This is a genomic window from Lysinibacillus sp. IITD104 (assembly GCF_036698265.2).
Taxonomy (GTDB): Bacteria; Bacillota; Bacilli; order Bacillales_A; family Planococcaceae; genus Lysinibacillus; species Lysinibacillus boronitolerans.
This window is the reverse complement of record NZ_JBAHYH020000001.1, coordinates 2,494,597-2,501,390: the sequence shown is the minus strand read 5'-3', so window position 1 is coordinate 2,501,390 and position 6,794 is coordinate 2,494,597. Positions and strand designations below refer to the sequence as shown.

At 31.5% G+C, this 6,794-nt stretch carries 9 protein-coding genes; 6 read left to right on the top strand and 3 right to left on the bottom strand.

All coding sequences use genetic code 11. From position 1 onward, the window contains the following. Positions 1 to 114: 114 nt before the first annotated feature. On the top strand, positions 115 to 348 hold the full coding sequence (locus V1L66_RS12715; protein ID WP_016994512.1) for a DUF3953 domain-containing protein: 234 nt from the start codon (positions 115 to 117) through the stop codon (positions 346 to 348). A 475-nt stretch (positions 349 to 823) separates the two neighbouring features. Next, positions 824 to 1,024 (top strand): hypothetical protein, encoded by a 201-nt coding sequence (locus tag V1L66_RS12710; RefSeq protein WP_036080822.1) that lies wholly within the window; start codon positions 824 to 826, stop codon positions 1,022 to 1,024. Positions 1,025 to 1,195: 171 nt separating this feature from the next. On the opposite strand, the gene V1L66_RS12705 is transcribed toward V1L66_RS12710, so the two are convergent. After that, positions 1,196 to 1,453: a hypothetical protein gene (locus tag V1L66_RS12705; RefSeq protein ID WP_333006682.1), complete on the bottom strand. Its 258-nt coding sequence runs from the start codon at positions 1,451 to 1,453 to the stop codon at positions 1,196 to 1,198. An 863-nt stretch (positions 1,454 to 2,316) separates the two neighbouring features. Between V1L66_RS12705 and V1L66_RS12700 the strand changes: the two genes are divergently transcribed. From V1L66_RS12700 to V1L66_RS12690, 3 genes are all read left to right on the top strand, one after another. Then, complete coding sequence (locus V1L66_RS12700; protein ID WP_333006681.1) at positions 2,317 to 2,649, top strand: hypothetical protein; 333 nt, start codon at positions 2,317 to 2,319, stop codon at positions 2,647 to 2,649. Positions 2,650 to 3,760: 1,111 nt separating this feature from the next. Then, on the top strand, positions 3,761 to 3,976 hold the full coding sequence (locus tag V1L66_RS12695; RefSeq protein WP_258861006.1) for a hypothetical protein: 216 nt from the start codon (positions 3,761 to 3,763) through the stop codon (positions 3,974 to 3,976). A gap of 459 nt (positions 3,977 to 4,435) precedes the next feature. Continuing rightward, positions 4,436 to 5,131 (top strand): hypothetical protein, encoded by a 696-nt coding sequence (locus V1L66_RS12690; RefSeq protein ID WP_258861007.1) that lies wholly within the window; start codon positions 4,436 to 4,438, stop codon positions 5,129 to 5,131. 77 nt (positions 5,132 to 5,208) lie between these two features. On the opposite strand, the gene V1L66_RS12685 is transcribed toward V1L66_RS12690, so the two are convergent. Next, positions 5,209 to 5,550 (bottom strand): hypothetical protein, encoded by a 342-nt coding sequence (locus tag V1L66_RS12685; protein WP_333006680.1) that lies wholly within the window; start codon positions 5,548 to 5,550, stop codon positions 5,209 to 5,211. Positions 5,551 to 5,899: 349 nt separating this feature from the next. Continuing rightward, complete coding sequence (locus V1L66_RS12680) at positions 5,900 to 6,031, bottom strand: hypothetical protein (RefSeq protein ID WP_258861009.1); 132 nt, start codon at positions 6,029 to 6,031, stop codon at positions 5,900 to 5,902. A 161-nt stretch (positions 6,032 to 6,192) separates the two neighbouring features. Between V1L66_RS12680 and V1L66_RS12675 the strand changes: the two genes are divergently transcribed. Then, positions 6,193 to 6,669, top strand: a complete 477-nt coding sequence (locus tag V1L66_RS12675) for a hypothetical protein (protein WP_258861010.1) — start codon at positions 6,193 to 6,195, stop codon at positions 6,667 to 6,669. The last annotated feature ends 125 nt before the right edge of the window (positions 6,670 to 6,794 follow it).

Here is a 6,794-nt window from a genome sequence, read left to right as displayed (position 1 = left end):
ATCTGCGGATGAGCATATGCCTTTTTCTATGGAAATGTAGTTATGCCAATGTCTTTCTAGGTAGCTATAACCTTGAGTTAGTGTATGATAAACTAAAAGTGGAGGTGGAAAGCTATGTTAAATTGTTTAAAAATTATTTTTTCCATCACAGGCATATCTCTCGCAGTTTACGGACTAATCACAAGAGATTTCCAATTGAATTACCTCATGATATTGTTCTTAGGCTTCTTCATGTTCACGCTAGGTATTCAAGAATTTCAAAAACAGCAAACAGTTTATGGTTGGTTTCTAATGGGGGTATCTATATTTTCAATCTATGTGTCCGTTCAAAGCTTTGTCTTGATTTAAAGGAAGTGGAGTCTGTTAATTGTTGTCAATCAGTTTAATGAAAGCTGGAAGCGCTTCTTTGTTCAAAGAATACATATCATTTAGATAAAATCGCCCTCTATTTGAGCTTGTGTAATAAATCACTTCCAACTAATAGAATGGACCTTCATCTGTAAGGGATTCAGTTAAAATTTGCATGGCATTTTTTATTCTGTCAATGTCCTCAGCATGTTCAATTGTTCGTCACTTTACCTCACGATATGCACCTTGTCCCATCACAATTATTTTTTGGATTTCATCAGGAAATGCAAATGTTTTTTCCTCCGTTTCATTACACGCTACAAGCAATAACAAAATGAATAATAAGAATATCTTCTTCTTCTTCTTCATTATTTTCCTAGATATTTTATAGATTTGATGGGGAGACCCGCTCATCGCTTATACCAGATATTTATATGTTATAATTTACATAAATTACATAAAATGAGGTGATATGATGGAGAATGAAAAAATAGTTTGCAAGGCTTGTGGTCGAGATAAATTTACGATTGGACAGGTGGGTGGTACTACAAGCCAAGGCAATATACGACCTATTGGAGCGATTATGGCAGTAGGGTCACCACTCCAAATGACTTTTTGTAAAAACTGCGGGGAAGTTGCTTCATTTAAAGTGGTAAAACCACAGAATTTTAAATAATCGTTGAAAGGGTCACTGTTATGAAGTGATCCTTTTTATATAATGGACGTTTAAAAGGGGATAAGGATTTAAAAGCACACATATGTTCGAATTTGGTTAATTGAATACCATGATATGAAACCTGTCTTACGAGACAAAACACCCTCTAATAGGTTAAAGGGTGTTTAAAAACTAGATAGAATTTCGATAAGCTCTCAAAGTTGAATGTAAGTTTGAATTCGAACTTGCGATAGATTTTTTATAGTTGTACGTACCTAATGGGCTTAAATGATTCGAGCTAGATCCTAATAACCCTTGCTTTACAGCACTTTTTAACGTTTCAATTTGTTTGCTAGATAGTTTAGAAGTTTTACTTTCTTCAAGAATTTTATTTACATTATTTATTTTTTCTTGATCCTCTTTCGATGTAGCTTTAACTTCCTTGCTCATTTGTCGCGTCAACCCATAATACTTAGACGAGGACTTTCGTGACATTAAATATTGCATAGTAGAGAAATTGGTCGTCATCATGATAAATTATCACCTTCCTAATTACATTTTTAGTTCCATAGTTGTTATCGTACTGAACTTGAAAATATTTAGTATATTTACTTTTATTAGTAATTGATTGTCAGGTTTAATCAGATTAGATGATGGCACCAGTAAGCATTGAAAAAACGTGGAGAAATACTATCAAGAACACAGTATTAAGTCAGTTGGATATAAACTATCATAACTACCACTGCCGAAGAAGCATATATTGAATATGAAAATTTGCAATAACAATATATATTGAACGGATGGTTTGAATTACAGAAGGAAAAAAAGTAATAGGTAAAGAATATTTATTGTGGAAGACCCTATTAAAACTAGATGAGTTTGTTGATAGGAGGGATACAATTTAACAAGTAATTTGTGATGTGAAATAGAGCTCTAAGTAAAGTGAGAAGTCGCTGTACAAGCAAAGAATAATTCAATGCTATTAATAATTAAACAATTAACAGTACTATTAACGTTTGTTAATAGAAACTACATTAAATCGGCTATATAGTTTGAATTTCACTAAAAATGTTGCTTTTATTATATAAAATAATAAAAAATGCGCCAAATAATGACGGTATAAGTGGCGTGATTTGGCGTACTTTCTAAATAATTAATTTAACACCGCCAAAAAATGGCGTTATAGGCGTCAGATAGTGGCGTAAACATAATGTTGAATTACTATTTTGAGAAATGGTAGGATGAGTTTAACTCGAGGATTACTAAATTGCTATAGCAACTAGATTAACTATAAGGAAAAGGAGATTTATACAATGAAAAAAACAATTTCATACTTGCTAATAAGTTGTTTATTTTTTGCATTTAATCTAACTCCGGCTTTTGCTAGTAGTAATGAAGATCACACAATTGAAAACATTGTTTTTCAAGAAAGTTCTAGTGTTAATGAAAGGGTAATTAATACCTTAGATGAAAATGGAATAGAATATACTATAGAAAAAAATATAATTATCCTCAAAAATCCTTCTCCTGAATTGGTGGAAGAAGCAAACGGTTTAGTAGAAAAAAGCTTTTTAAATGAAGTAAACTCACAAGAAATTACCATTAATCAAATTTCTCCATTTGCTACTACGTATCCAACAAATTAGGTACATAATCCGCTTTACGACAAATATGGTAGTACTACAATTGAAAAAGCTGGTAAAGTAAATGTCGCTGCAGCAGTATCGTATTATTTAATTAACGTTACAAGTATCTACAATAAATTTGTAAGATCTGTAGTAGCAGCGGTTGGAACTTTCTTCTTTGTAAATGGTGGGACAACGGATAAAGTATACTATACTTCAACACATGCTTGGAGAGAGTTAGGCCCTGGTTCATTTAGTCCAACTAATGGGCAATTCTTAGGTGACTATGAAATAATGAGATATGAAAACATAACAAATGCTGCAGGGGATATTGTCGATAGAAATACACGTTATGCGAAATCGACTGTTATTGAACCGATTTTTTAATAATATTAATAAGGCATAAAAATTAAGTGTTTACTTACTAGTTTTAGAGTTTGGATAAAGGAGGAACAGATGTATAGAGCTTTATTAAGATATATCGCTGCTATTTTTGTTTTGTTAATAAGTTCTTACTTTATTTTTGATGAATCATTTATGAAGGCACTTAAATTTACAATTCTTATGGGTATAATTTTCGTAGTATTTGAATTTCTTGATAAAAACAGAGATAAAAAGAATGACTAAACATGTATCATTTCCAAAGCTCAGGTACTCAAATAATGTTGAGCCGGGGCTTTTTTATGTTTTTATTTACTGCTTATCTTACTTTTTATGTAAAATTAAAAAATCTCTTAGTGACCAAATGAAGAAAAGTAATGGTAAAACAGTGATGGATAAAAACCCGAATGAAACCATAGGGAATTCTCCACTATCAGTTGCCATAACACCGATAAAAAGTCCTAATGGACTAGTCGCACAAAAAATCAAAAAATTGGTCACGCATGTAAATTTGTAATACTTTAAGGTGGATTCTTTAGGTTCTTTTTTTCTAAAAGAGAAGTAAAAGATAATTTGATAAAGATAAAAAATGGGTATACATACTAATCCAAACGATGCGAACGTCATTTAACTCACCTCAATTTTAATTCTTGAAATTTCCCCTTAGAAGGATTGGTCAGGGAAATATTGTCCTCATCGTATTTTGGCAGAAGATCGTTGGAATAGCTTCTTGAAACACATAGAGGAAGCTATGGAATCAAATGAATCAGAACAACAAATTGTAGAGGATGATGATACTATGAAATTCACTAGCACAACCGCAAAAGCTGCAGTACGTGATTACATTCAACAATCAGTCGACAAAAAACTGTTCGATAAATCTTGGTTGGAGAAATTCGATAATGGCACTATGACAAGTGGTGATTTTGAAGGTTTAAAAATCATCATTGCACAACGTAGTGTTTAACAACTAAGGTCCATTAACAATTAAGTTAACGGACCTTTTTTTATTTTGATTATCAGAAAGTCAATATACTGTCAACAGATATTTAAGTACAAATTGTTATTTTAAGATTACAAAATGAATAGTAACTACAATGTAATTAAGGTCAAACAATATGTTTTGTAAATGTTGATAATGTAACTTTAGTATCATTTTGTTTTATAAGAACCGCCAAAATATTGCGTTCTTAATGGCGTTATCTGACGGTCTTAGTATATTCCACGCCAAAAAGTGACGGAGAATTTTGAGGAAAATGGCGTGAATTAAACGTTGATTTAAATTTCTTTTGAATGATAGTATAAAAGTAACTCGAGTATAAAGGATTTTTTAATTAGTAACGTTACTTTTGCATTGAAAAAATAATTAAACTGAATCTTCTTATCTATTTAAGATTTGGTACATAAATAAGGGAGTTACAAGGAAATGAAATTTTTAAAGTTTAGTATTACAAGTTTAATATTGGGATTGATTTTGTTAATAGTCCCTACATCAGTTTTTGCTAGTTCAGAAACAGATCTGGATGATATGCTTTCACAAGATGAAATAAATGCAATACTTGATCGTAGTAATTTTTCGAATATAGACAATCAAAGAGCTGCAACTGTAGCAGAGTTTGAACTAATAGTTAATAAATCACTGGAAGAGTTAGAAGAAAATCCAGCGAAAGAAGTAGATTTAACAAAAATTCTTGAAGAATTGAATTTAACTGATATTGCAATTCAGGAAGATATTCCTACTGATAATGTTGGCATCATGTCAATGGCATTAGGAGCAGGAAATCTTGGTTTCCAAAATTTCTACCGCAATAAAACTAATTTTGAAGCACAGGCACATGTACAAAGTACAATTCCTTTCACAACAATTGATCAGATTGGGGGGAATATAAAGGGGTGGTCTTTATCACCAGGGGCAAACCAGTGGATTCTAATGTTTTCAGAGCCCTTTAATGAAGCTAATGTAAAATACGGTATTACCAAAGTATCTGGATTGAAATCAGTGGCTCATTTTGGTAATCCTGCAAAAATGGTGATAGAAGCAGTAATAAGAGATGGTAAAGTCATTGATACAGCATCTAAAGGGATTGTAAGTCAAGTTAATGGGACTTTCTATTACGAATAGGTATATGAATTGAACTAAAAAAACCCCTAAATGATAACTTGTAAAAGTTGTTATTTAGGGGTTTTACAAAATTTAATTCATTCTTTATGAATAGTTATGAATTGAATGTCGATTAAATCATCAGTAATTAATTTTTTTTCTTTTGATTTAAAAGTACAAATAATACTTTCAGAGAAAGTATCATTAATTGTTACATTATAGTCGGAAATATGATCGAGTAGTTTTTGTAAGCTTACAATATATTGTTGATCAGAAGTGTTAGGATAAGAATTCTTTTGTATAAATTTAATTAATTCTTCTTCAATAAATTTAATATCTTCATCAGTTGCAAGACGACCAATTGTTTTGTTATTGTTTTTGCTTAATATGTTATTAATTTCTTCTTGAGTAAGATCTCTTCCAGCTGCTTTTTTAGACATTTCTTCCCTCCTTAAAATGTTTATTCTTAATCAATAACATTTGATATCTAATATTGTATTGGTAAATAATTGAAGTGTGAAGGGGTATCTGATCTTGAGGTTCGCTAATTAAGCACTAAAAACTTAGGTAGAAGAATTTCTTATTAGCCATATAAACAAAAGACAAGGAGCTCAATTGATAGTGAACTGTACCTGGTCCTTTTTGTTTATTCATCATACGGTTTATACTTCGATTGAAGCCAAGTGATTTATAAAAGTTTTTTCATTTATTTTGCTAAGTGATTATCATAGTATTCACCAAGCTTTTCAGCTACTCCTAATCCCATACGGTTAATGTCGCTAACACCATCTACATAACGTTTAATTGCCCCTTGTGTAACCCACACTCCTTAAAAATACGATACGACGTATGTTCGCCCTCACCATCTTTAACAGCCTGTGCAGCCTTAATAACTGCTTCTACCTTTTCTGTAAGTTTCATATGTCATCATCCTTTATAATTTTATTTAATTGTAAATCAAATGGTATATATATCAAGTGGTTTTTATTTTATAGAGAACCACTCTTTTTGTTGAGAAACTCTTGGTATATTTTAGGATTCAAAGTATACTCTATATAAATCCATAATAGGAGAGATGACGCATGGTGAAAGCTTTGAATTGTCCAAACTGTGCTGCAGTTTTTAACCCAAGCAATAAGTCATGTGAATACTGTGGGAGTTACATCATCACCACTGATTCGAAACAATTTAAATATGATCTAAATGAATTTAAACCAACTTATAAAAAGATTTTTTTCCATGAAATTGAGATGGGTACGAATGAGCTACCAATACGCTCTGGAATGGCGAACATTTATTATAGTGCAACTAAATCGGATGGAGGGCGCTTGTTATTAACCAATCAACGCCTTATTTTTTGTGCTCATGCTTTGAATATTAATCCTAATTTATATTGGGAACTTAGATTGAAGGATGTAGATCGTGCTGAGCTTGGCTTAAATCTTCTTATCTCTCAAAGAATTAAGATTTTTGATAGGAAAGATAGTGAAACACCCTTTGTCGTTTATGGCGGGAAAACTTGGATAGCTGAAATTGAATGTGCTTTAAATCAATATTAAATAGAAGTGACCAGGTATTTAATGATCATTAAGCCTGGTCATTTTTCCTCAATGATCCAGTTACATCCCATTTAGATCCATTTTTTAGGTATGTAACGACCCCGAATAAAACCACTATCCGTTAC

Excerpts from the sequence above, each read along its gene's own strand:
- V1L66_RS12710 (WP_036080822.1), top strand. The coding sequence starts at position 824 with ATGGAGAATGAAAAAATAGTTTGCAAGGCTTGTGGTCGAGATAAATTT.
- V1L66_RS12695 (WP_258861006.1), top strand. The coding sequence starts at position 3,761 with ATGGAATCAAATGAATCAGAACAACAAATTGTAGAGGATGATGATACT.
- V1L66_RS12700 (WP_333006681.1), top strand. The coding sequence starts at position 2,317 with ATGAAAAAAACAATTTCATACTTGCTAATAAGTTGTTTATTTTTTGCA.
- V1L66_RS12715 (WP_016994512.1), top strand. The coding sequence starts at position 115 with ATGTTAAATTGTTTAAAAATTATTTTTTCCATCACAGGCATATCTCTC.
- V1L66_RS12675 (WP_258861010.1), top strand. The coding sequence starts at position 6,193 with ATGGTGAAAGCTTTGAATTGTCCAAACTGTGCTGCAGTTTTTAACCCA.
- V1L66_RS12705 (WP_333006682.1), bottom strand. The coding sequence starts at position 1,453 with ATGAGCAAGGAAGTTAAAGCTACATCGAAAGAGGATCAAGAAAAAATA.
- V1L66_RS12690 (WP_258861007.1), top strand. The coding sequence starts at position 4,436 with ATGAAATTTTTAAAGTTTAGTATTACAAGTTTAATATTGGGATTGATT.
- V1L66_RS12685 (WP_333006680.1), bottom strand. The coding sequence starts at position 5,550 with ATGTCTAAAAAAGCAGCTGGAAGAGATCTTACTCAAGAAGAAATTAAT.
- V1L66_RS12680 (WP_258861009.1), bottom strand. The coding sequence starts at position 6,031 with ATGAAACTTACAGAAAAGGTAGAAGCAGTTATTAAGGCTGCACAGGCT.